Origin of the sequence: Candidatus Neptunochlamydia sp. REUL1 (assembly GCF_963457595.1) — a bacterium.
GTDB lineage: Bacteria > Chlamydiota > Chlamydiia > Chlamydiales > Simkaniaceae > Neptunichlamydia.
Map to the genome: position 1 here is coordinate 1,319,169 of NZ_OY735137.1, position 22,266 is coordinate 1,341,434.

The 22,266-nt window shown below is 42.5% G+C and carries 25 protein-coding genes and 1 tRNA gene; 6 read left to right on the forward strand and 20 right to left on the reverse strand.

The features are described from left to right. The first annotated feature begins 198 nt into the window (after positions 1-198). Positions 199-1,899 (forward strand): glycosyltransferase family A protein, encoded by a 1,701-nt coding sequence (locus R2I63_RS07045; protein ID WP_316356175.1) that lies wholly within the window; start codon positions 199-201, stop codon positions 1,897-1,899. Here the strand turns inward: R2I63_RS07045 and R2I63_RS07050 are convergent. Then, entirely contained in the window at positions 1,880-2,101 is a 222-nt protein-coding gene (locus R2I63_RS07050) for a hypothetical protein (protein ID WP_316356176.1), read from the reverse strand. The genes R2I63_RS07045 and R2I63_RS07050 overlap by 20 nt on opposite strands. 52 nt (positions 2,102-2,153) lie before the next feature. Between R2I63_RS07050 and R2I63_RS07055 the strand changes: the two genes are divergently transcribed. Beyond that, on the forward strand, positions 2,154-2,780 hold the full coding sequence (locus tag R2I63_RS07055) for a hypothetical protein (RefSeq protein WP_316356178.1): 627 nt from the start codon (positions 2,154-2,156) through the stop codon (positions 2,778-2,780). Positions 2,781-2,815: 35 nt separating this feature from the next. On the opposite strand, the gene R2I63_RS07060 is transcribed toward R2I63_RS07055, so the two are convergent. The 9 genes from R2I63_RS07060 to R2I63_RS07100 all read right to left on the reverse strand — a co-directional run bounded on the left by R2I63_RS07060 (position 2,816) and on the right by R2I63_RS07100 (position 10,934). Further along, the gene (locus R2I63_RS07060; protein WP_316356180.1) at positions 2,816-3,304 is read right to left on the reverse strand and encodes a hypothetical protein; all 489 of its coding nucleotides are present in this window, start codon (positions 3,302-3,304) and stop codon (positions 2,816-2,818) included. A gap of 65 nt (positions 3,305-3,369) precedes the next feature. Beyond that, positions 3,370-5,037: a hypothetical protein gene (locus R2I63_RS07065; RefSeq protein WP_316356182.1), complete on the reverse strand. Its 1,668-nt coding sequence runs from the start codon at positions 5,035-5,037 to the stop codon at positions 3,370-3,372. A gap of 3 nt (positions 5,038-5,040) precedes the next feature. Continuing rightward, positions 5,041-5,535: a type III secretion T3S chaperone gene (locus tag R2I63_RS07070; RefSeq protein WP_316356184.1), complete on the reverse strand. Its 495-nt coding sequence runs from the start codon at positions 5,533-5,535 to the stop codon at positions 5,041-5,043. A 2-nt stretch (positions 5,536-5,537) separates the two neighbouring features. Beyond that, positions 5,538-6,854: a type III secretion system ATPase SctN gene (gene sctN, locus R2I63_RS07075; protein ID WP_316356186.1), complete on the reverse strand. Its 1,317-nt coding sequence runs from the start codon at positions 6,852-6,854 to the stop codon at positions 5,538-5,540. 101 nt (positions 6,855-6,955) lie between these two features. Further along, positions 6,956-7,609 carry a hypothetical protein gene (locus R2I63_RS07080; protein WP_316356188.1) on the reverse strand — a complete coding sequence of 218 codons (654 nt, stop codon included), beginning with the start codon at positions 7,607-7,609 and terminating at the stop codon, positions 6,956-6,958. A gap of 6 nt (positions 7,610-7,615) precedes the next feature. Next, complete coding sequence (locus R2I63_RS07085) at positions 7,616-8,044, reverse strand: tetratricopeptide repeat protein (protein ID WP_316356190.1); 429 nt, start codon at positions 8,042-8,044, stop codon at positions 7,616-7,618. A 342-nt stretch (positions 8,045-8,386) separates the two neighbouring features. Further along, positions 8,387-8,623 carry a DUF5398 family protein gene (locus tag R2I63_RS07090; RefSeq protein WP_316356191.1) on the reverse strand — a complete coding sequence of 79 codons (237 nt, stop codon included), beginning with the start codon at positions 8,621-8,623 and terminating at the stop codon, positions 8,387-8,389. Between the two features lie 35 nt (positions 8,624-8,658). Continuing rightward, a complete protein-coding gene (gene sctD, locus R2I63_RS07095) occupies positions 8,659-10,407 on the reverse strand; it encodes a type III secretion system inner membrane ring subunit SctD (RefSeq protein ID WP_316356192.1) in 1,749 nt (582 codons plus the stop codon). A gap of 122 nt (positions 10,408-10,529) precedes the next feature. Next, complete coding sequence (locus tag R2I63_RS07100) at positions 10,530-10,934, reverse strand: type III secretion system chaperone (RefSeq protein ID WP_316356194.1); 405 nt, start codon at positions 10,932-10,934, stop codon at positions 10,530-10,532. 233 nt (positions 10,935-11,167) lie between these two features. Here R2I63_RS07100 and R2I63_RS07105 point away from each other — a divergent pair, with 233 nt between their 5' ends. The 3 genes from R2I63_RS07105 to R2I63_RS10685 all read left to right on the forward strand — a co-directional run bounded on the left by R2I63_RS07105 (position 11,168) and on the right by R2I63_RS10685 (position 12,311). After that, entirely contained in the window at positions 11,168-11,626 is a 459-nt protein-coding gene (locus R2I63_RS07105; protein WP_316356196.1) for a hypothetical protein, read from the forward strand. 136 nt (positions 11,627-11,762) lie between these two features. Continuing rightward, positions 11,763-11,915 (forward strand): transposase, encoded by a 153-nt coding sequence (locus R2I63_RS10680; protein ID WP_445083684.1) that lies wholly within the window; start codon positions 11,763-11,765, stop codon positions 11,913-11,915. 192 nt (positions 11,916-12,107) lie between these two features. After that, positions 12,108-12,311 (forward strand): transposase, encoded by a 204-nt coding sequence (locus tag R2I63_RS10685; protein WP_445083685.1) that lies wholly within the window; start codon positions 12,108-12,110, stop codon positions 12,309-12,311. On the opposite strand, the gene R2I63_RS07115 is transcribed toward R2I63_RS10685, so the two are convergent. The 5 genes from R2I63_RS07115 to R2I63_RS07135 form a co-directional block, all read right to left on the reverse strand. After that, positions 12,252-12,779 carry a hypothetical protein gene (locus tag R2I63_RS07115; RefSeq protein ID WP_316356198.1) on the reverse strand — a complete coding sequence of 176 codons (528 nt, stop codon included), beginning with the start codon at positions 12,777-12,779 and terminating at the stop codon, positions 12,252-12,254. The genes R2I63_RS10685 and R2I63_RS07115 overlap by 60 nt on opposite strands. A gap of 152 nt (positions 12,780-12,931) precedes the next feature. Continuing rightward, positions 12,932-13,288 carry a hypothetical protein gene (locus tag R2I63_RS07120; protein ID WP_316356200.1) on the reverse strand — a complete coding sequence of 119 codons (357 nt, stop codon included), beginning with the start codon at positions 13,286-13,288 and terminating at the stop codon, positions 12,932-12,934. Further along, the gene (locus R2I63_RS07125) at positions 13,285-16,494 is read right to left on the reverse strand and encodes a hypothetical protein (RefSeq protein ID WP_316356202.1); all 3,210 of its coding nucleotides are present in this window, start codon (positions 16,492-16,494) and stop codon (positions 13,285-13,287) included. Before R2I63_RS07125 ends, R2I63_RS07120 begins: the two co-directional genes overlap by 4 nt. 290 nt (positions 16,495-16,784) lie before the next feature. Next, positions 16,785-17,153: an IS630 transposase-related protein gene (locus tag R2I63_RS07130; protein WP_316356204.1), complete on the reverse strand. Its 369-nt coding sequence runs from the start codon at positions 17,151-17,153 to the stop codon at positions 16,785-16,787. Between the two features lie 251 nt (positions 17,154-17,404). Continuing rightward, complete coding sequence (locus tag R2I63_RS07135; RefSeq protein ID WP_316356206.1) at positions 17,405-18,205, reverse strand: hypothetical protein; 801 nt, start codon at positions 18,203-18,205, stop codon at positions 17,405-17,407. Between the two features lie 69 nt (positions 18,206-18,274). Here R2I63_RS07135 and R2I63_RS07140 point away from each other — a divergent pair, with 69 nt between their 5' ends. Next, the gene (locus R2I63_RS07140; RefSeq protein ID WP_316356209.1) at positions 18,275-19,510 is read left to right on the forward strand and encodes a sigma-54 dependent transcriptional regulator; all 1,236 of its coding nucleotides are present in this window, start codon (positions 18,275-18,277) and stop codon (positions 19,508-19,510) included. A gap of 24 nt (positions 19,511-19,534) precedes the next feature. Here the strand turns inward: R2I63_RS07140 and R2I63_RS07145 are convergent, their stop codons facing one another. The 5 genes from R2I63_RS07145 to truA all read right to left on the reverse strand — a co-directional run bounded on the left by R2I63_RS07145 (position 19,535) and on the right by truA (position 22,266). Then, positions 19,535-19,762, reverse strand: a complete 228-nt coding sequence (locus R2I63_RS07145) for a hypothetical protein (protein ID WP_316356212.1) — start codon at positions 19,760-19,762, stop codon at positions 19,535-19,537. A gap of 78 nt (positions 19,763-19,840) precedes the next feature. Continuing rightward, positions 19,841-20,506, reverse strand: coding sequence for an HAD family hydrolase (locus tag R2I63_RS07150; RefSeq protein ID WP_316356215.1), 666 nt, complete (start codon positions 20,504-20,506; stop codon positions 19,841-19,843). Between the two features lie 20 nt (positions 20,507-20,526). Continuing rightward, positions 20,527-20,610: transfer RNA gene (locus tag R2I63_RS07155), tRNA-Leu, on the reverse strand. Between the two features lie 13 nt (positions 20,611-20,623). Further along, on the reverse strand, positions 20,624-21,496 hold the full coding sequence (locus R2I63_RS07160; RefSeq protein WP_316356218.1) for a hypothetical protein: 873 nt from the start codon (positions 21,494-21,496) through the stop codon (positions 20,624-20,626). Between the two features lie 50 nt (positions 21,497-21,546). Next, the gene (gene truA / locus R2I63_RS07165) at positions 21,547-22,266 is read right to left on the reverse strand and encodes a tRNA pseudouridine(38-40) synthase TruA (protein ID WP_316356222.1); all 720 of its coding nucleotides are present in this window, start codon (positions 22,264-22,266) and stop codon (positions 21,547-21,549) included.

Here is a 22,266-nt window from a genome sequence, read left to right on the forward strand (position 1 = left end):
TTTTTTTCGGCGTAACACTACCACCATCCCTTTCTTTCAGCAAGTATATTTCTTTACCTTTCTCCCTTTTTTTTCTAACACTCTGAACCTGAAAAAAAAGGAGCATAGAATATATAGCGTGGGTGATTATACTATCTAGATTGCAAAAAAAAGTTCAAACAAGCTATACAGTTTCAGATTAATCATCGGAGTTGTTTTATGAAAAAAGGTTTCATTTTTTTATTTCTTATTGGCCTGCTTGCATCAACCTATTATGGACTGAAAACTCATTTTGGTGTGATCGAAAAAATTGCGCCACAGAAAAAAGAAACAGCGCTTCAATCACGTCTTGGAATCATTCATCCAATATTGGAAGATCAGATGATTGTTGCGGTGATCCTTGCTGAGAATAATGCAAAGGACATTCAGCGAAACTTAGACTCTTTATTCACGCAAACCTACCCTTATATGCGCGTAGTCCTCATTGATAATGGATCGACAGATGGCACCTATGAAAGAGCTGAGGCTTACTCTCACAATAAAGAGAGAAAGTTGGAACTCATTCGCTACGAAAATCGAAAGCCTAACCTTGAGGTTTTATACGATGTCATCCAGCGCTTGGATCCCCACGAAATTGTAGCACTGATTGGGGGAAAAGATTGGCTATCACATGAAAATGTCTTTGATCACCTTAACTGTGCTTATGCGAATTCCGACGTATGGATGACCCATTCACGGGCCATTTCTCATCCTGATTACCAAGTGGTTTCTGGGCATGAATTTTCTGAGTCGCTCCTTTTGGGGAAAGAATTTCGTCAAAAAGTGCGCGAAGAGGTCAGTCCCCTCACGACGTTTTATGCAGGGTTCTTTCAAAATGTGAAACTTCAAGACTTCCTCTACAAGGGAGAGTTTATTGATGAATGTTATGGGCTTGCAAGCTTGTTTCCCCTTTTTGAAATGGGGCCTGAGCATATTCTTTTTATGGATGAAGTCAGCTATGTAAAAAATGACAGTGTTTCTTTTGTAGATTATAAACTCCATCTTCAGAAAGTTGCCTTGGTTGACGCCTATCTGCGGTCACTGCCTTCATACAAGACCCTGTCTCAGCTTAAGTTCGAGCTAAACAGCCCGAGCTTTCATCGATACAAGAGTGATCTGATTCTTTTTTCTGAGGATAGTCCTCTCCATCTCTATGCTTGTCTTGAATCTCTATTGTTGAATGCAAGAGATATTAATGAAGTCTACGTTCTTTATAAGGGAAGTGATCATGAATTCCAAAGGGCCTATCTCAATTTGCAAAATGAGTTTCACACGGTGCAGTTCTTAAATGTGTGTGATTATCCTGGGAATGATTATGCTACGTTGATTTCTAGGGTGTTGGCTAATAAACGTCATGCATCCCCCTATGTGGTGATCGGAGACGATCAGCTTATCTTTGAGGAAAGGATTCGGTTTCACGACTGCATTTCTGCTATGGAAAAAGTGCATGCTGATCATTTCTTCTTGTCCCACGAGGTCGAAGAGGCAGAAGCTCTTCCACACACGATTCCCATCAGTCAGGGAATTTACGCGTATCAATTAGGGGAAGAGGGAGCAAGCCGCCCCTTTTCAGTTGCTCTTTGTCGGAAGTCACTATTCGAGTCGCTTGAAGGGATTAATGATTTTTCCGCCTTCCGCAAATTGTGGGAGCGCAAATTGACTCCCGCGGCTGTCGCTCTTTTTTATGAAGAGAAGAAGGTTGTCCCAATGATTGCGATTCAGGATCCCAGTCTATCCCAAAAGAAGGAGTGGGGACACAAGTTCATTGAAGGATATAAGATTGATCTTCCTTCTTTGACCTGCGAGCTTGAAGAGGCTCAGAAAGGAGAGCTTCCACTTATTAAAAGGGATCGCCGAAGAGCTACTGCTCAAACTGATTAATGGCCAAGGTAAGTTCTGTGTGGATCATTTGCTGAATGTCATCTCCCCAGAGCTCATCTTCTTTGAGAAGTTCATACATCCTTTCAAGAAGTTTTTCTGTTCCAGGAAGAGTGAAAGTCGTAAATCCCTTAGCAATATTAGAAATTTTCCATGAATCAATTTGGGAAAATTTTGATAGGGATTCTGGAGTTTGTTGTGGCATCGGGATATCGATTCCGAGTGTTTTTCCAAAGTATGGAGAAAAAACAGAAAAATTGAGTAGGAAGATTGTTCAATTTTATGTGTCCCATCCCAAGACGGCTGAATACTTTTATAAGGGGGGAGGTGTGATTTCCTCGATACTAGAGGAGTATTGCTCTCAGACAGAAAAGCTAATCCAAAGATATCCCGGAACCTTGTCATCTTCCTTAGCTGAAGGAAGAGTCGCAAATATCCGCAGTTTTTTGTCTAATCAAACTGCCTTAACAAAGGGAGGGATTTTTCTTTTTCTTGGTGTATATTGTCTCGATGATTACAAAGATGCAAAAACTTGGAAGAATTTGTTAAGCACTCAGGAGGAGATAGCCCTCCATCACCTAAATCGTGCAAAGCTTAAGGCTGACTATAAAAAATATGAAGCAGCACTAATAAATGGAGAGAATCCTCTTGAAGATACGGAGAAACAACTGATGACAACAATTAAGAGTTTTTGTCAGCGTTCTTCCGATCCCTTTTTCCATGATGTTCTCTTCACCTTTATGAAAGAGTGTGATACTCGAGAAGACATCCTCAAATTCCTCTCTCCACTCCGCGATGAAACAACTTTTATTCCTGGGGAAGTGGTGACAGATGCCGAAGAGACCTTTGCTGCTTTGAATGAGGAAACCGGACCTAAGAGGTGAGAGAAATAAGGTGGGGGCGACTTTGTGAGCGCCCATCAATCATTTTTTCCCCTGACTCCATGTGGTTGGAATGAGACACTATCCAGGACAACTGTTGATCCGGTATTAAGGAATAGGCCGCCGCCAGCACCTAGGGCGCCATCGCCACGTCTATTGCCGCCATTGCCGCCTTGGGCATGGGCTCCATCAATTGTGAGGTTTTGGATGGTGACGGTGCCTGTACTTTGTCGGGCAAAAAAACCGCGATGCATTTCGCTTCCTAGTAGGGAGTTTCCTAGGCCGTCGATTGTAAAGGTGTTATTGACGGAGTTGAGGACGTTATCTGAATTAAGAGGTTGAAGCACATTCACAGAAAGAGTGGTGAGGTTGATAGGTCCTCCGAATTGGATGCTTGGATCGCCTGCCGCATTTGCTGCAATAATCGCGTTGTTGAGGTCTGTGGCATTGTTTACGACGACACCTTCTAGGAAAGGTGCAACGCAAAGAAGTATAGATAGTGAAGCAATAAAACGACAACGAGACATTACGAACCCTTATATTTTTTGGTTACCTGAACCTATAAAAAATATTTACAAAATGCCAAGGGGGGCTAATTTCCAGATTTCCCTTTATCGCCACCGCCTTTGCCGCCTGCTGAACTGCCTCGACGGATGAGGTGAGGGGGCTTTTTTGTTTGGGTGATGGAAGGGTTAAGGATGTTGACTTCGAAGTTGAAGTTTGCTTGCTTAAAGGAGTTTTCAAGCTGAGTCATGTTGCTGGTGAAGAGCTTCACGGCTTCAGGGCTTCCGATGAGTTGGAGGTTGTAGGAGTGAGGAGCAGAGCTATATTGGTCTAGGATCACTTGGGCTCCGTTGAAGACAGAGTTGGGCATGTTGATGTTCATGGTGGTTGTTGTGATGCCCTTATCTAACTGGACGACCATAACACCTCCCATTTTTTCAAAGAGCTCATGCACTTCAGGGGTAAGTCTTGTATATGAGGGGGTGGTTTGCGTTTCAGCAACAGGTGCAATAGGAGTCTCAAAGGTTGGAAGAATAATACTTGCGGTTTCTGATGTGGCTTCAATAAAGGGGGCGTCATCATCATCCTTTTTCTTTTTGCCCATTTCTCCTTTTTGTCCTTTGCCAGATGAGGGAACAACCATTCCTTCTAAGGCGGCGGCGGTGGATGTTTCTTCTTTTCCTAGTCGTTGGTTGCGGACTTCTTGAGGAGTCAAACGACGAAAAGGGTGTGTGGTTTTAGTATCGGTTTTTTGAGGAGGGCCTCCTGCCTCGGAGATGTCATCTCCTTTGGGACTTCCTGTGGTGGTGAGTTCTTCCTCTCCACCTTTTTCAGTTCCCTCAATGCCTTCAAAGGAAGCAGAGGTTGCTTGATCTTTTCCAATGTTTGATTCTGAAAGTGGGGTTCCATCTAGTTTATTAGTTGCTTTTCCTATTACATCAGAGATTTTTTGTCCCTCTTGTGGAGTTTGCATGTCTTTGGGGAGCATTTTAACTTCAGCTGCAGGCTTCTTGGTCTTTTTCTTAGGAATGAGATCGCTCATCTTTGGCTGAGAGGCTAAAAGGGAAGCGTCTTCTTCTTTCTTTTTCTCAGGAGGTTTTTCATCTCCTTTTTCTTGTGGTTGCTGAGCTTGTTGAGTGTTTTGGCTGTCTTCGCTTGTGGTGCCCTGAGGTTGTTGCTCTTGATTTGTGGGCTGCTGTGGCTGAAAAGGTTGCTCTTCAAAGTCTCCTTCATACATTGGAGGGGAAAAGGATTCTTCAGAAGATGCTGGGGGTTCTTGTACATACCCACTCCCTGAAGACGGCTGCGGCTGCGGCGTTGGAGGAGCTTGTTCTTGTTCTGATCCTGCCTGCTGCTGCTTCCCTTGAGGCGGAGCAGCTTCGCTTTCATCGAGATCTACCCCTTCGGTATTAATCGACCCAGCTTCGGGTGCAACAAAGGCATCATCTTCCTCTGGTGCGGCTTGGTAGCGGACGCCTCCAGATTCTGAGTCTAGAACGTTATTGAGTTGATCTTTGTCGCTCATGAATTCTGAGAATGAGGTCGAAGCAGGAGGGGGAGCAACTTTTTCTTCAACATCTTCACCCTCTCCTTCTTCCTCTTCCCTCTTTAGGTTTCGCTTATTACGTTTTTGCGCTTCGTCGGTATCTTCAACTTTCATGACCTTCTTGAACTTTTCAGGGTCGATTTTATCTGATGCTTCAGGCTCTTGTTGAAAGGGACGTTGGATATCCCCTTGGACTTTATCAGGATCCATAGCTTACCGCCGTTTATGTTTTTTCGTTGTATGCATGGCGGTTCCAAGGTCATCATTTTCGATACCTTCTTCGTAAACCTCGAGGACACGCATTTCCTTTTCCCACTCTTTGCGGTGCATTTTCAATTTTTCAACATCATGTTGTTTTTTGACCATGTCTTTGCGGGCTGCTTCAACTGCTTCGGCCGCTTCTTCTACCACTTTGATTTGGTCTTGAACTTTTTTCTCTTTTTGTTTGAGCTCTTCATCGACAACTTTGATGTACTCTCGCATTATTTCGATTTTATCACTTGTAGTTCCGGCATCGAGTTTATCTCGGAGTTGTTTTAGTTTGGCTGCGCGGTGTTTAAAGGTTGTGTTTCTCTCTTCTTCCAGCTCTTTCTGCTTTTCTTTTTCTTTCTCGAGCTGCTCTTTTTTTTCCTTTAGAACACGTTCTGCTTCTTCTAAGCGTCGCTTCTTAATTGTTGCGAGTTGTTCTAAAGGATATGTTTGTTTCATTGCTACCTAAAAAGCGCTTGGAGTTGTTCCATTGTTTCTTCAAACGAACATTTCTCGTCGACTTTCTGTTTTAAGAAGCGATTCACTTTGTCAATGTATTTGATCGCAAAGTCAGCCTGTTTGTCAGATCCTGGCTTATATTCTCCAATACGAATAAGGAGCTCATTTTTTCTGTAGTTTGCTAAGACTTCTCGAACTTGTCCAATGAGTTTTCGATGTTCTTCGCTTGTAACATTAGGAAGAATCCGGCTAACAGATGCTAAAATATCGATCGCGGGGTAATGGTACTGACGCGCTAACTCACTCGACAATATGATGTGACCATCCAAGATCGAACGCACTTCATCTGCCACCGGTTCGTTCATGTCATCTCCAGCAACAAGAATGGTATAGAAAGCGGTGATTGAGCCTTTGGCAGAGTTTCCGGAGCGTTCTAGAAGTTTTGGCAAGGTTGCGAAGACCGATGGAGTATAACCTGCTCGAGCAGGAGGCTCTCCGGCTGCAAGACCCACTTCCCGAAGGGCCCTTGCAAAACGGGTAACGGAGTCCATCATCAAGATGACGGTTTTCCCTTGGTCGCGGAAATATTCTGCAATCGATGTTCCTACATACGCAGCATTCAGTCGCAGTTGTGCCGCCTGGTCCGATGTGGAGACAATGATGACCGAGCGGGCAAGGCCTTCCTCGCCAAGATCGTGTTCTATGAATTCCCTAACCTCTCGCCCCCGCTCACCAATAAGGGAGATGACGTTCACATCGGCCTTGGCGTAGCGGGCCATCATCCCAAGTGTGGTGGATTTACCGCCACCTGCAGCAGCGAAAATTCCAATCCGTTGTCCACGTCCTGCTGTTAAGATCCCATCGATGGCTCGTATTCCAACCGAGATGGGTTTGTCAATCATTTCTCGTTCAAGAGGATCAGGAGGAGGATTGATGACCGAGTATGTTTCTTCTAGGACTAAGGGGCCCTTTGTGGCCTCATCTAGGGGACGGCCCATTCCGTCTAAGACTCGCCCTAAAAGATTTGGACCGACCTTAATATGCAATGGAAGGCGCGTTGGAATCACTTCAGAAGAGGGGCCGATGCCCGTCATTTCTCCAAGAGGGGAAAGAAAGACTTCATCTTTTGTGAAACCGACAACTTCAGCGACGAGAGGTTCTCCTTCTCGTTTGACCAAACAAACCTCGCCCATCTTCACGTTGGGAACAATTGCACGAATCAACATCCCCACAATTTCAGTGATCCGTCCGTGGACTGTTGTAAGTTCTATATCTTCTAAATGTCCGATCAGTTTTTCAAAGTCGGGACCTTGTGGCATAATGACGACCTTTTTATCGATTCCATACCCTATCCCTATTGTATCTCAAACAACAAATAAACCAAAGAGCTACTTGTAAAACTCCTGACAGTTGTGTGAGTTTATAGTTGGATGTTGAAGAGTGTCTTAATGTCACTTGTTGCGGTGCTAAGAAGAACAGAGGAATACTCAAGTTCTTGCTGCGCCTTTGCAAGTTTTACCTGGATAAGAAGGATATCCCCCGGATTCATTGATTGACCGTTGGCATTAAGATTTTGGATTTGTGATTGAGCACTAGAAAGCTGCGACTGCGAATCAGAAAGCATTCCGAGGAACTTATTGATTGGGCTTTGGCGAGAAAACTGAGTAATAGGAGGACCCGTATCAACCCCCGCTTTACTGGCAGCGGTGCGGATGTTCTGGTTTGCGCTCGTCAGTTTATTCCGGAGAAGATATTTCTGAGACTGTCTGAGGTTAAGGTTTTTATTACTCATTTGATTTTGAAGATCACCAAGGACAGATGAGGCGCTATTCATTTGTCCTAGAACTGACTCATGCGTTGGGCCAGTCATTGCTGCTTGTTGCCCACCTGCTACTAGATCAAAGGGCGAGGGGCCCTCCGGCTTTCCACCAGCAGTTTGGGTTCCTTGTCCATCTTGCATGAAGGATTGGAAGTCACCCATAGGTTTTGACTGTTCTTCTTCACCTGGTTGTATTGACTTACTAGGGTCGATACTAGATGGGTTTGTAATTTTTTCCGGACTATTATCTGCCATAACTTCTTATTTAGGGGTTGGACCTGCTCCGCCACCTGGTTTTTTTACAAAATTCTCCACGAACTCTAAAGAAGAATTAGCTACTTTTTTGACTTGAGAATCATGAGAGCTTTTTGCAGCTTCTTCTAAGACTTTTTCTCCTTTTGACACTTGGTCAGGAGTGAGAGTCATTGCAATTCCTAAGAATGTTTTTGCCATATCATTATCAGGTTCTTTAGCAAGTACTTCTTCGAAATACTTAATTGCTGCTTTAAGCTCGAGCTTATGGAGGTGAAGATATCCCAAGCCTACTTTATATAGGTAGTTCTCTGGCCTAAGGAGTTCGCAAGCCTTGAACATTTTTACAGCAGCATCTTCGTCTGCTTGATTGATAGCGATGAATCCCGCCTCTAGAAAGAGAAAGAAATCTTCATCATATTTCGATAGATCTTCCATGACCTTAATCCTTTTCTAATAACACTTAAGTTGATTCTTCTTATGCCAAAACAGCTGGTTTTAGGCAAAGGTTTAACTTGATTTCTGGTTTCTCACTGAGTTGTTGATCATCGAGTTGACCTGAGAGATCAAGTTCGAGATCGAATCACCGACCTGAGTTACCTGAGACATCGAGAATTGCAAAAGTAGGAATTTACCTGGTGTTGCAGCTGAAAGTCGACTTGCGACGTTTCTAACTTGTGACACAACTTCTGCTTGCAATGCCGAATATTTTTTAATTAACGTATAAAACGTTAAAGAAACGGGGTGAGATCCCATAATACCATACCTCTCTTATTCTAATTATCCGCGAGTTGTTCTTTCAACAACGCGCTTAAGTGCTCCATAAGCCTGCAAAAGCACGCCACACTTATCAAAGTTTTCGGAAGCTGTTCCTTCTCGAAGAGTCGTTTTTAATGCGTTAGTCTGTGCATCGACTTGGTCGAGCACTTTCTTTTTTTCCTTATCGCTGCTTTTGAGTTCTTTTTCTAAATCAAACTCAAAGCGCTTTGGTTCTTTTCCTTTTTCAAGTCCAAACATTTTTGCACTAAACCTCTATAGTTACATTTTTAGTCTTAAGGCTGATTGTAGTTAATCTTGTATTTTATGCCATCTTTTTCGAGAAAAATGGAATTATTTTGCATTTGTGTAATTGTCATTCCATCTAAATCGGAACCTATCGATAAGATTTTTCCATTGATAACAACATACTGACTCATGTTTCCATATTTTGAACTTCCCGTTACATTATATTTCGATGAAATGTCAACGATGTCACTTGTTGGTTTGGAAAATACGACAAAGTTTTTAATCATTCGAATGCCTGGAATCTTTTTCATCCCTGCAATCATTGTATTGTAGGTTGATTCTTGATTCGATGGAACTCGGCCCGCTAAAATCAATTCACCATTTGAAAACTGGAAGGTAACATTTCCAAATTGATTTTCCATCAAGACTCCTTGGATTTGTGCTTCCAAGGTGTTTTCGACAACGACTTGGTTATCGAGTTTGTCAAGATAGGGGAAGTTAATATTAATGTATTCGGAGAGCTTTGTTGAGTCTTCAAGAGTTTGCACATATCCTCTCAAGACAAAATGTCCCGGAATAATAGAGGTTAGATTCACACCACGCCATGAGGCATTTTTCATCATCAAGGCATTGGTGTTTTCCCAAACAAGTTCATCAATGATCACATTGTCTTCAATTGAATTGACAAAACTTAGGGATTTTAGAAGGTAGACCATTTCTTGCTGGTCGATTTCAGTCATTACATGACCGAGCAAGAAGAGTTTTCCTGTTGCCGTATTATAAGAAAACTCCACTTCAGGAAATTGCTGCAGTGTTTTGGCAATATCTTGAGATTCATCTACCGCAGAGTGAGCAACAGTTTCTGTCTTAAATAGACTAAAGACTCCGCCGAGTCCTAAGATTAATAGAATGGCGAAGACCCCCGCAAGAATTAGGTGTCTCTTGGGAATGACCATTTTTTTCCAATTTTTTGCAGTCGCCTCTTGCTCTGCTTCTGCTTCTGCTACCGCTTGGCCCTCTTTTGATGAGGGAGGAATATAATCCATCCCGGCCGTTGGGGAAACGATTGTTTCACGGGTCTGTTGTTGGTCGATTGCTAGAAAAGAAGTGGTTCCGAGAGCAACTAAATCTTGTGTTTTGAGTTCTGTTGTTCCTGAGATCTCTTGTCCATTAATAAGAACCTTATTTAGGCTTCCTAAATCCTCAATTGTAACTTTTCCATCTGCAGTTGAAATAATTTTGGCATGTTGACGGGAGACGCTTAGGTCTTGGAATAAGATGTCACAGGTCGTAGGGTCCTTACCAATAATAAGGGTTGTCCCTTCATGGAGTCCGAATTCAGCTCCAGCATTGGGTCCCGAAATGACTTTGATCATCCATCGCGATTCTGCTGCTCCGCTAAAAGCTAAGGCTCCTAAGTCGTCAGACTCTTCGTAAATCGTTGGAGATCCTGTCATCTCTTTTCCGTCGTCGATCTCTTGCTCTTTTTCAATCGGATCTTTAAGGGTAAAGTGGAAGAAGACATTGCCGACTTGCACGGTATCTCCCTCTTGTAAGAGGGCTGGTTCTTCAACGGGTTTTCCATTGACTGTTGCAGGGTTAATGGCACTTAAGTTTTCAAGGACATAGCCATCCTCGGAAAGCCTGCAAATGACATGTTTGCGAGAAACCATTGGATCTTCGAGAACTTGATAGGAGACATCGGGATCGCGACCAAGAATCCATTCTTCTCCCTCTTCAAAACGGATAACCAATCCTACGAGTGGTCCCTCTTCGGCAACTAGAAAACCTGCCATTACCTCATTCCAATCTTAATTTATTCACGCATACGCGCAAAACGCATTTTTCCTTATCCCCCGCAACATACATAGATTTAGCTTTTATGACTAGTGCTAATTATTACCATCACAGTGATGGTTTATAGAAACGAAGTTTGTAGTTTAGGAACTTCTTCTTTCCAGTAGTCAATGTAATTGAGAAAGTCTTCAAGCGTTTCGTGAAACGCTTTATAGTTGACTTCGAAGGCTAGAGTTTGTGAAAGAGTGAAGAACTTTTCTGAGGAATCAATTCCAATTGCAGCGCCTCCCGTTCCTTGTCCAAGGAGGTTGGCTTTCATTAAGTGAATAAAGAGAGCTTCCTTATTTCCTTCTTTAGGGACTGGGAGAATTTGTGAGTGGATGAAGACTCCAGGGTCGAGTTCTTTAGCAGAAACAGTAATAGAGGGATTGATTTTCAGCTGGTAACATCCGTTTTTGTCTTTTTGTGGGAGTGCTGGTAGTTTCAGCTCTGCTGCGAGCATTTCAATGAGTCTTTCGAGTTCCATATTAGAGTCCGTTGTTAACTCCTTGGTTTATAGATTTTTTGTATTTTTCGCAACTGGAAACCTAGTTGCTTACCTAAATCCCCGTTGTACACCAAGCCTTAAAAAATCTCATTTAAGTCTTTGTCATTAAAGCGACGATAGGTACCCACTTGGGTTGAAGTCTAGAGATGGCTGGACAGATCTGGATGTTATCCCTTATAATAAGGTTAAGGCCGCAAAAAAGAGGACTATGAATGGAAGACGAATTTGAACGAATTATGGCGTTCTTTGACCTCCCTGCTGAGGAAAAAGAAGGCCGCCTTCAAGAGGTGTTTGAAGACTCAGTTGAATACTTTGAGAGATTTAAATATGTGATGCTTAATGGATCGAAGGAAGAGAAGAAGGAAGCGGTTAAAAAGGTCATGATGCTCAAGAAAAAGATCGAAGAAGAAACCCAGCGCGTTTGCGAAAAAACAGGGATGACTCCCGAGCAACTAGCTGAGTTTTCTAACAATCCCAAGAACTTCTCTGATGATCAATGGAGTGCCATTGAGGGAGCTAAGAAAAAGCTCGAGCAAGGGGTTGGGGAGATCAAAAAAGCTGTCAAAGCCAAAAAAGAGGGGAAAACCCCTGTACAAGAAGGGGCTGCAGCGGAAGAAAAGAAAAAGCCAAAAAAGAAAAAAAAGCCCCCCCCAAATTGGATCCAATCCTAGGAATAGTAGCGAAACTCTCGTAAGCGATAGTATTTAGGGGGACTGTTGAGAACTGGCATAATTTTCTAGAATAATTTAAGAGGGTGTCCAAAAAGTTTGAATAGGGTATTATTCTTTCCTTTAATAAGGAGTAATAATAAAGGATTGCCCTTCGGATTTAACAGACAAACAATGGAAGCTAATCGCTCCGCTGATTCCTCCACCAAAACACGAAGGACGTCCCCGGAAAACTAATGAGCGTTTAATAGTAGACGCTCTTCTCTACATCAGCGGCACAGGCAAAGTCTAAGCGAAGAAAATATCAATGTGGAATAGACGAACTTTTCAAGGAGTACTGCCTATAACTAATTTAAGTCACTTTAGCTATATCACTATTTCAAAGTGTGGAGAGAAGCTTCCAATAGAGATCCTTCTCCGTCTGCTTCTATCATTGATAGTCAAACTGTTAAAACAACAGGACGGGGCAAAGAAATTGGTTATGATGGCGGGGAAAAAAATAAAAGGCCGAAAAAGACACATTGCAGTTGATGTTTTGGGGTTTCTAATCTGTGTGATTGTTCATAGCGCAGGACAATCCGATCGAGCAGGAGCAAAACCTTTGATTGAGAAGGCATTATCAATATGTTCAACAATCAAAATCTTCTGGGCAGACAAACATACTCATTTGAGCGTTGGGGGAACCTAGATCTAGGTTGACCTTCTTAGCAACCCAATTGTCGAGTCTATTCGAAACCTCCATCAATCCAAAGGTATGGGGTTTAGTCTTTAAGCTTGGCTGCTCAAAAGCTTGAATCGCAAACACAATGGTTTTTTTAGCGCCTATAAGCAAACAAATATCTGCATCTCTTTTAGCCCTGAGTGGGTTCTCTTTCCATTGTTGGACGTATCCTTTAACCCAAGTTTCTACATTTCTTTGAGTCTGCTCTGGAACAACTTTGCTGATAACGAAGGGAACAAAACCTGCCATTTGAAGTGGTCTATTATGCGCTGGTCTTATATCTACAGGATTACTCCTCCCAAGACTTCTAAGCTCCATTGGTGGCACTTGCACATTGTTTGCCAGACCTTGTCTCCAAGAAGATCCATAATCTAAAGGAGCTCTCGCAGGCGTTTGGTATTGCATGTTTTCGTTGAAGAGTTGGCCTTGTTGCATCGCCTGAACATTCTCCCACTGTCCTGCATTAGGCTCCTTAGAAAAAAAATAGGGACCAATATCTTGTCCTTGATCTTTGCTGATCTAAGAGATCAGCTAAAAGATCAAGGACTTATGAGCGTTTTCTCTAGACGATTTCTGCATGGAAATGTTCATCCATAATACTTTTTACGCTGTTCTTCCATCTTACGTCCATACTCTGCTGTTTCCTCTGGAGTTGGTTTCCAGTTGGCTTGTTCTTTCAGCCTAGCCTGATATCTTGCTTGCTCTTCAGGGGTTCTTTGGAGTTTAGCAAGATGGTTTTTAGCTTCCTCAAGCACTTCCATTGCTTCATCGTAAGGAAATTCCCAGTAGTTGCCTTCATCAGTATTGCAAAAAGCTATGATAAATTTATTTGGGATTTCTGCCGAAACCTGCACCCATCCTATATTTTTATAATAAACTTCACAAACAGGTTCTTCTTTATCTGGAACATCAGCAATCATAATCCTAAAATCTTCTTTACTCATTTCTTAGGCTCCAATAATCCAATCATCTTTTTACCATCTTTTGTGAATCTAGCTCCACGCCCATCTGGTAGAACAATATCTAAAGTTTCAGTTTTCAATGTTGGAGGCCTCTTAAATAATATACACTTATCAGGATGATTCAATATTTCATCGAGCACTTTTTGTCCCTGCGTATTTACCTCATGTATATTACCACTTGGTTTTGGAAATACTGATCCTAACCTATCTGTTTTCTTCTGCAAGGCTCTTCCAGCCTGACTTAATCCACCTCTATCTTGGAAAGTCCCAGAGTGACTCATTTCTCCTATAGAGACTGCTTTAGTCTCACCCTTTTCAACCCATGTTACAAACTGATAATTATTACTTCTATTCACACCTTTTGCCGCTTGTATCGCCTTAGTCTCAACTTTTGCAATATTTCTCTTAAAGAATCCCTTAGGATACATCGGAAGCATTTCACTCCAAGGATTTCCGATTCCACTGTGGTAAGCAGGATTCTGTAGTGCTTCAATAGTCCTTAGTTCTTTTTCAAACCCCGTCGGATTCAAAAGTGCTCTATCTAATAAAGGATTAGGCTTCAGATGTTTGGTAGATTGTCTCATGAAAGCAAATGCTTCTTGACCTACCTTCATGCAGGGCTTGCATCCACCAAGCAAAGGAAGCGGCACAGCAATTTCTCCAACAAACATACTCATTTGAGCGTTGGGGGAACCTAGATCTAGGTTGACCTTCTTAGCAACCCAATTGTCGAGTCTATTCGAAACCTCCATCAATCCAAAGGTATGGGGTTTAGTCTTTAAGCTTGGCTGCTCAAAAGCTTGAATCGCAAATACAATGGTTTTTTTAGCGCCTATAAGCAAACAAATGTCTGCATCTCTTTTAGCCCTGAGTGGGTTCTCTTTCCATTGTTGGACGTATCCTTTAACCCAAGTTTCTACATTTCTTTGAGTCTGCTCTGGAACAACTTTGCTGATAACGAAGGGAACAAAACCTGCCATTTGAAGTGGTCTATTATGCGCTGGTCTTATATCTACAGGATTACTCCTCCCAAGACTTCTAAGCTCCATTGGTGGCACTTGCACATTGTTTGCCAGACCTTGCCCCCAGTAAGCTTGATAATTCAAGGGGGCTTTAGGGCTATTATCTACAACAGGCGTTTGGTATTGCATGTTTTTGTTGAAGAGTTGGCCTTGTTGCATCGCCTGAACATTTTCCCACTGTCCTGCATTAGGCTCCCTTATCTGTGGTCTATTCGGAGATGGAGGGGCTTGAGACAATTCTCTTGGCACATATCTATCTGAAGAGGTAGATGGATTCGTGGTATACAGCGGCATCTTAGTTGCAGATATTTCACCGCTTACTGCAACGTTTTCTTTTATCCAATTCCATGCTTTCCCTACTACTGTTTTGGGTTTCCTGGGCTTTTCAGGTTTAGATTCTGGAACTGGAATTCTCTCTATCCCTTGTAGACTATCTAGTGTCTTTTGGGCGTCATCTCTTTCTTCTATCGCCTTTGATAGATTCTCGTTTCCCTTGATGACTTTGCTCAATTCCTTAGTTGCAGAGTTGAATGCACCACAGGCTTTTTGATACTTTGCAAATTTCTCATTGAGGTATTTATTTGCTTCTGCAACACCAGCTTCTTTTTGTATGAGCTCATTTTGTGCTGCTTGGATCTTTAGAGCATGTTGCTTGCTGTCTTCTTGCTGCTGTAAGTCTGCCAGAGTTGGTTCTTGCTTGGGGTATTTTTCTTGTTCTTCTGGAGTAAGTTCTCCGTCAACTTTTGGTTTAGGAGCTTCCTTGAACTTTTGGTCAACGTACTGCTTAATGTAGTGACTTTGAACATCTCCATTGGATATCAATGCTCTTGCGATGCGTATGTCAAGCGGCGTTGTCTCATCTGTCTCAGGAAGCTGATTAACAGCCTCAGCTACGCTAAAACCTAGTACTTGGCAGACTAGCTTTTTCTTATCTTGCGTTAATGCGCCTTTGAGTACAGATCCACCAAGGTTTCTTAAGGCAGACTCTCCTTTTCCTGTCTTTTCTGCTCGAGTTGCTAGGTCAAGAAGATCAACACCAAGAGCCGTTCCTAGATCCCAGGAATTTCTTCCCATTGCGCTACCAAGACCAAAGCCTCCAAATAGCTTTAAGACTTGCACTGCCTGATCTTTTCCTTCAGGGTCGATTGTATTGCCAAAAGAGTTCATTGCCGTTTTTGCTGCTTGTCCAATTACTAAGCTTGGATCTCCCGTTATAAAGGATAATCCTCCAGAGATCAAGGCACTACATAGATCATCTTTTAGCTCGTTTCTATGTTTATTTGAGAGCTGATGATCTCGTATCTTTTGCTGCTCAGCGTAGTGCTTTGCTGCTGTCCAGAGTGCTATCGCTCGAGTGAGATCTTCCTTTGTGAGTCTTGGTCTTTCGATGCTTTCTTTAGAGGGGTATTGCTTGAGATAGATCTTAACCTCTTCAATGTCTTTCTTGAGCCACTCTGATACCAATAGGCTGCTGAATATCTCCTTCAGTGCTTTCATGCATTTGGGAAATAATCTAGGAAATATGGAAAACTCTCGCAAACAGGTATCGTGAGTATCTAGTTGAAATACATCTCCAATCTTTTGGCCTGCTTTATTCAGAGATTTTATAAGCTGCCCCTTCAGGCCATACTCTTCTTCAAGGATCTTCTTGAGCTCAAGAATCACTTCTTCTGTTGGTTGATGATAAGTACAGTGGATATCTGAAAAGTCTCCAGCATCTATGGTGTATTCGACTTTTTCACTCACGTCTGCATAGCCTCGAAAATGATCAGCTAACAAAATAGATGCTTCTTTAGCTAAGTTGTTAACACCACGTATCTCACGGAAGAAATCAACAAAAACCTTTTGAAAGCGTTCATCTTCCTGCTGCTTTCCCAAAACAAAGAAATAACTTTCTTGAATCTTCCTATTGATTGTTGTCTGCAGGGTTTTCATGTGCTGTGTATTGGCAGATAGTCTTTGCTCGGGATTTGGGTGCCAGGGATCTATAGAGTCAAATAGCTCTTGATACTTTGCTTCTGGAAGTCTTAGTGGTAAATGTCTTGCCGGAGGAGAGTTTTCTGGAGAACTAGATGCAGAACTATAACCGCATGAATGATCGCTAGAGGTAGAGCTTGCTGAGGGGCTGGAGGGAGGAGGGACTCTAAGATGTGTTAACTTCTGCATCGGCTCATGCTACTAGTTTGATCAAGATGCCATAAGAGCTTAATCGATAGCGGTTATCTAGTCAAAGATTTACAACCACATATCAAAGAATTCCCATATTGGGACTGTTGAGAACTGGCATAATTTTCTAAAATAATTTAAGCTCTTTCTCTTTTTAGATGGAGGATTCCCATGCAACAAGTCAAGGTCTTTCCATGTCCTTCTTGGTTAGCAAGGGCTTTGGGGATGATCCCCTTTGTTCTCCGATACAAAAATCCCGTAAACGCAATGTATAGCTAAAGTAACTTAAATTAGTTATAGGCAGTGCTCCTTGAAAGATTTGTCTTTTTGTTTCGCAGGCCTTGGGATGGTTGAGCGTTTTTTTTATAGCTAATTCTTAACCTCTTCATGGCACACCGAATGCCTGAAGTGCTTACGTTGAGACGATGTGCTCGTTCATAGTTGAAGGCATCAGGGTATTTCTTGATATCCTCCATCAAGATCTCTCTATCAATCTTTATTGCAGGTCTGATTTTAGTGCGCTTCGGCTCTAACCTCTTAGACCAGAGAAACACACTATTTACACTTACTCCAAAGCGTCTTGCTACTTGGGCAAAGCTTAATTTTTCTTTGCTTCGGATCGATAGAACTTTTTTTCTAAAATCTAGCGAATATATCATTCGAAAAATTATAACTAAAACGAAATATTTTAGCTATATAAGTACCATTATATACATTATTCAAAATCTCCGAAAAAATCAAGAGGTCTCAGAAAAATCGTGACGTCTTGATTATTTAGCTGTTTGATATCTTTTAGCGCTTCAGAAGTAGGTTGACAGAATATTTATAAGCATCTTATATAATATAAAGTCAAACAGCTTACATGAAAATACCAATTAAATTTATGACTTTATTTTTTACGAATGTATAATCAATGTTTAATGAAATTATGTGCTTGGTGCCAGTTGTATTGAACGGGGCGTCTATTGTCCTTGTCGTAGCGAACCTGAATTGAGATATAGGGATAGGAATGGCTGTTATCAAAGTCTCTCCCTTCGGTTTCATGGTAGAGAGTGATAGCGACTTCTTTATTATACCACGAGGGGGTAGCAGATGTGCTGAGGGTTTCGGAGCGTCTTAAGGATTCCTTATAGTAGCTAAGAAGAGTATCGATCACAATCTGAGGGGCATGTTCGAGTCCTTCAACATAAAAATCCACTTCAGCTCCGATAAGGTGCTTTGAGGTGCGTCCAGCCTTTGAAGGATCGGCATAGAGGTTGTGATTGGGGCATCTATGCCCACAAGTGACCACCACTTTTTTTCCTGTTGCCTCCTGAACATGATTAAGCAGATCGATGAGGATGGGATAAATAAATTCTTTTCCATTTTTGATGGGAAGGGTATGGGTTTCGATGCCCCCACAGTCGAGGTGATAGATTAGATCTGTTTGTCGATGTATCTGAATGGGAGGGTTTAAGATGCCTCCCTGGCATCTGAAAAACTCTTTGGTGATCCTCAGCTGGGACCCGATCTTTTTCCTCTCCCAAGGATAAGGCGTTCTTTTTTTTGGAGGATGGGTGGTTTGGGGAAAGAGAATTTCATCAGACTGACGTTGAATGGGTCGGAATGTAAGGTTACGCTCTCGGATCTTTTTTCTCTCAGACTTTTCTAGCCCTGAACACCCTACTAAAACACTCAAAATAAAGAATAAAAGATAAATCATTCGCTTCATATCACTCCAATATATCAGTGTTTGCAAAAAAAATTCGAGCGGATTATTTGTGGAGAAAGGAAGGTTGGGATGAAGAAGGTACTGATTATCGAGAAACAGCTCTCGTCTCGGGAGTTACTTCTAGAACTATTGAAGGGGAAGAAACTTCAGCTCTTTACCGTTGAAGACGGAATGGCCGCCTTGAATCTACTCAAAAAACGCTCTTTTGATCTCATTTTAAGTGATTTAAAAGGGATTAAGGTCTTAGATCGTTCTCAGCGACGTCCTTTAAGTACCCCCATTGTCCATTTAAAATCTGGTGGAGATCCCTTATTAAAAGATATCGCGCATGTGCTAGAAAAACCTTTAAATCCACAGGGAGTAAGCGCTCTCCTTCTAAATCTTTTACAAAGACGATTGAAAAAAATGCATGTTGTTGCAGAAAGTCCTGCAATGAAAGCGATTCTTAGACAGGTCGAGCAAATTGCAAAGAGTCACTCCAATGTCTTTATCTGTGGGGAGTCAGGAACAGGAAAAGAAGTCATTGCAGGGCTGATTCATGAAGGTTCGCGTCGCTCCGGCCATCCCTTCATTCGGGTGAACTGTGCGGCGCTTCCCGATACTTTAATCGAATCTGAGTTCTTTGGTCATGAAAAAGGGGCTTTTACCGGGGCACTCCAAAAGAAAGCAGGACGTTTTGAGCGTGCCGATAAAGGAACTCTTCTCCTTGATGAGGTTTCTGAAATTCCGGCTGCGCTTCAGGCAAAGCTTCTTCGCGTTGTGCAGGAACAGGAGTTTGAACGGGTAGGAGGGACCGGGCCTATTCATGTCGACGTTCGGCTTGTGTCCACTTCAAACCGTCTGATGAATGAGGCCATAAAAAGTAAAGAATTCCGTGCTGATCTCTACTACCGTCTCAACGTAATTCCCATTTTTCTTCCCCCTCTAAGAGAGAGAAAAGAAGATATCCTTCCTCTAGCGCGCCATTTTGTTCAAGTGGTGTGTGCTCGGAATCAAATCGCTCTGAAAACACTTTCCAAAAAAGCGGAGCAAAAGCTCCTTGCATACCCTTGGCCAGGGAATATTCGTGAGCTGCGTAATTGCATTGAACATGGTGTTGTTATGGACTATTCCGAAACTCTTGAAGAAGAACACTTTTTAATAGAGTCTGATCAATCAGCGCCTGATGCTTTGCTTTCCCTAAAAGACCTTGAAAAAGAGCACATCTTAAAGGTGCTTGAAGTCCTTGGGGGGAATCGAACTCAGGCTGCAAAAGTTTTGGGAATCAGCGTCAGAACCCTCCGAAATAAACTCAACACTTATTAGTTTAAATCGCTCTAAACTAAAGAGTTAGTTTAAGTAGTTGTTGAATAAAATTGAATCTTTAGGGACAGAGCCTAAGTAGACACCGTTATCTTTAGCTGGGATTGCTCTCATTTCTTCTAGAGATTCAGCGTGACCTGACTCGGTCGATTTTAGGTACGGAGGTTTTCCGGGAGATGCGTTTGTTCGATAGTCTGCTGCTGCCTGAGAAGAGGCACACTCTGAGCCGATAAGTTTAAAATTGATACTTTTCATAATCCCTGATATTTTTCATTAATTTGCAATTAAGGTGCAGGTAACTACAATTAATTAAAACAATAAGAGCGATTTTAATTACTGATAGAGAGACGTTAAAGAAGGGTAGTAGTGCATTGAATCTTTAGGAATTTCAGCCATTTGAGGGTGGTTTGGCGAACAGATAAGGACAGGAGTTATAGCAGCTCCTTTCAGGGCATTAATTCCCCTAAGTGCATCCTCAAAGCCTAGCATGGTGTCAGATTTTCCTAGGACTTCGATGGCTTTTAGATAAGCATCGGGTAAGGGCTTGGGATTTTCATAATCTTCTCGAGTGATCCAATGAGGGATGTTGTTTAATGTGGGGATTTTTTCTCGGATCATTTCGGTTTGCTTTCGCGTAGAGTTTGTCACGACGGCATGAGGAATTTTTGCCATCTGGACGGTTTCTAGTATTGTCTGAGCACCGGGCATTAGATCTAAGCTTCCTGCTTCGAGAAGTTTTCCATATTCACTTTTTTTCTGATTATAAAGAGCTTCCCACGATTCTTTTGCCACGAGTGTCGGGGCGTGCGTCGTAATCATCTTCCTCAGACCCTCAGAACTTTTATGGGCAACTGCCGCAAAATCTGTAAAGCTCCATGGAAAAGAAACTCCGCGATTCTCAAGCATCCTCTGATATGCCTGGAAGTGAAGATGCTCTGTGTTCACAAGAAGACCATCAAAATCAAAAAATATTGGGGAATATTCTAAAATCCAACTCATAAAAAACAACCTTATAAATGTGCCGATGACTGGACTCGAACCAGCACTGCATTGCTACAAGCAGATTTTGAATCTACCGTGTCTACCAATTCCACCACATCGGCGAAGTCACCAACTTTACATGGCTGTAGAATTAAATGTTAGCTTATTGTGAGGCTCCGCGGGCTGCGGAACATTGGTGAATGCGATGTCGCATTGATCTTGATCTCTTAGAGCGGGCCAAGTTTCTTCTTGGATTGTTGCAAAATCTTTTTCTTTTTCATAGTTTCTAAGTGAGATGTTTGTAATGGTGTGGTTGGTCAAAATTTTTGGAAGAGCAGATGTAAAGTACTCCGCAGATTCTTTATCAACTTCAAAGTGCAACTCTCTCAATCGGTCCATTTTCAGAATTTCCTGAGTGATAAGAAGGCGGTCCTCTTCTCGAATAGGGCCACAAATTGTAAGCTTGGTTGCATGGGGGATCAAAGGAAAGCATGCTTGCAAAAAGTCATGAGAAAGCTCTAAACGCCCGTCCTTGCATGCTCCTTGGGGTCTTCCCATTTCAATCTCTGTTTTTCCGCTAATCCACTGGTGGACACTGTCAGATAAAGCATTGTGACAGCGCTGATTAAAAGTTTCCCCTTCAAGGGCAACTGAATAGCGGGTGTGGCAGAGGATGTGGGGGTTCTTTCTTGGCGCAGCCCTGTAATTTTCCATGACTCTGCAAAAAACTTCTATGACTTTAGGATTACATAGCCTGCGGTGTCTTTCGGTTAGGTACCAAGGAGAAATCGGAGCGTCGTAGGATTGTGCATCGAATTTTGTCCAAATCACAGTATCGAGGGAATTAACATAGACGCGATAGACAATGTCTGTAAGACGAGAAATAAGTGCCATAATGCCACCCCACATATCAACGCTACCTTTATCTTCGGCGCTGACCGAACTTTCCTCATTGTGTTTCTCTGGAGGGTGATAGTTTGGATGTGGTGCTGGTCTTATATCTTCCATGGCAGAGATTGTAATAAAATTAATGAAATAATTCTATCATAGAGATAAATTTAATATTCTACCTTAGTTAGAAATAGACCTTGAGGAGGGGCAGTTGGGCCTGCTTGGGTTCTGTCCTTGGATTTCAGCAGGTTAGGGATATTAGAGACAGGGCGTTTACCTGAGGCGACTTGAAGAAGAGTTCCAACGATATTGCGGACCATCTTATACAGAAAGCCATTTCCCTCAAATTCGAGCCTAACCCCCCCTTCTTCAGGGGCCATTTCGAGGCGATAGAGGGTTTTAACGGGGTTCGTAGAGGTATAGCCAGCCCCTCGGAAGGTTGAGAAATCATGGGTTCCAGTAAGGAGTGGAAGGGCTTCTTGGAGGAGATCTAGGTCGAGAGGAGCATAGATAGGGGTTTTGTAGCGGCCATAGAAAGGACTTTGAACGGGATCGAGATGAAGGTGATAATGGTAAATTTTTTTTTTAACGCTATATCGGGCATGAAACTCTTCTGGCACTGATTCAATTTCCAAAATACGGATATCTGATGGCAGTAGGGAGTTGAGGGAGTAGCGGAAGGGGCTGGCTTCAAAGGGAAGATCATAGGAAAAGTGCGCGATTTGCCCTCTCGCATGAACCCCTGCATCTGTCCTTCCTGACCCAACAATAGGGCATTCTGTTCTGAGGACGATTTTTAAAGCTTCTTGAATAAGCTCTTGAACAGTCTTTCGATTTGGTTGAATTTGCCAACCACCGTAATCGGTTCCATCGTAGCTGATGGTCAT